This window comes from Neobacillus sp. PVCKKU3, assembly GCF_058323225.1.
In genome coordinates, this window is record NZ_JBLVQN010000092.1 from 1 (window position 1) to 1642 (window position 1642).

Annotated in this window: 1 protein-coding gene; it reads right to left on the reverse strand. The window is 39.7% G+C overall.

What is annotated here, in order from left to right; all coding sequences use genetic code 11:
- Positions 1–142: 142 nt before the first annotated feature.
- Positions 143–1378: an IS110 family RNA-guided transposase gene (locus tag ACNQGS_RS28885; RefSeq protein ID WP_491490385.1), complete on the reverse strand. Its 1236-nt coding sequence runs from the start codon at positions 1376–1378 to the stop codon at positions 143–145.
- Between the last annotated feature and the right edge of the window lie 264 nt (positions 1379–1642).

The following is a 1642-nucleotide window of genomic DNA, read 5'->3' on the forward strand; positions in this document are numbered from 1 at the left end:
AAAAATAAACCAGCTAATAGTTTGTCAACATTTTTCATTTAAATATCTTTTTATTGTGTGGTATTCTAAAAATAAGCATGCCAAATAACCTTCCATTAGAACTATTTTGGAAGGTTTTAGTTTATTTGGTTAGCTTTGCATTTTAGACAATATCTTGGAAAGTTGAATTGCTTTTTAAGAGTGCATAAATCCAATGTAAAAGCTTATTTGCACACGCAATTATGGCTACCTTGTAGGGCTTTCCTTCATCACGTTTTTTATCATAGAACTCTCGCATTTTCCTATTACTTGCGATGAATTCCGGGGGCGTTTTCTTCTTCCGGCAATCACGGATGGCACATTGTACAGCCATATATAAAGCGTGTCTTAGCCTGCTTGAACCTCTTTTTGTAATCCGGTTCACTGTCCCTTTGAATCTCCCAGACTCAAAGATACTCGGGTCAAGGCCGGCAAATGCAACAAGTTTTTTAGGGTGGGGAAACCGTTCAATCTCTCCGATTTCCGAAATAATCGTTGCAGCGATTTTTCGACCAATTCCAGGGATTGATTGAATGATTTTATATTCTTCCATTTCTTTAGCCAAAGCATCTATCTCTGCTTCTATTGTGGATAGATGCTTTTGGTACTCCAGAAGCATCTCTATATGCATTTTCAGACTTACAACATGGCTTTGATACAAAACTTTCTTGAATGGATTCCTACAAGCTGCTTCGATAAGCTTCTCTGCCTGTGTGCGTGCCCACTTACTTGAACGGCTTTTACAAAGTTCATTAATTCGTTTGGCTAAGGTATCTTCTTCGATTTCCAATACCTCTTTGGATGTCGGGAATTCCATTAATGTTAATAGGGAGACAACCGAATATAAGTCCCCAAAAACATCTTCATATTCTGGAAAAACCTGATCAAGCACCGCCTGAAATTGGAGCTTTGTTTGTACATACATACCTGTCATGCTTTCGTGCTGCCTCGTAAGGTTGCGAAGGTTCAAAATCTGAATTCCACGCTTTTTATAAGGCTCCAGATCCTCTTTGTAATAGAGCTCGCAAAGATGCCTGGCATCGATTATGTCTGTTTTTACCTTCCGCAAGGAAGAGCTTTTTGCCCGATAAGAAACGAGTGGGTTTACAATAATAAGCAGGTATCCTCTTTCCTCAAAATACTGGACGACTGGAGTATGGTAATGCCCTGTAGACTCCAGAACAATGGGTGGTTTTAGCCCTGTAAGATCTTCTATTTCTCTAAGAAACTTACTTAACATTCCCAATCCTTCTAGAGTATGAGGTACTTTAAAGCTTGTTTTATAAGGTTTTTTTTTATCCACGAAAGCCTGTACCTGGCTTTCGCCCTTGGCCACATCCAGTCCAACAACAGGATTCATTTTTCTATCCCCTCCAATAATATCTAAATTTGCCGGCAACCCCTAGTCCTTCTTGCAGTTTCATAGCTTCGCTTGTTATACGGGATCGTTGTCCCAACCAGCCAAATCATGTTTAAGCAAGTAGGGGGTGAACAGTTTATTTCACGGGATCTTCCTCCCAAGCGGAGATACGTTCTACCCCGGCTACCGTAATAATAAAACCATATAAAAAAAGGTCAACCAGAAATATCTGGCTGACCTTATAATACGAAGCGGAGATTTTTC

Coding starts and splice junctions, on each gene's coding strand:
- ACNQGS_RS28885 (WP_491490385.1), bottom strand. CDS start 1,378: ATGAATCCTGTTGTTGGACTGGATGTGGCCAAGGGCGAAAGCCAGGTA.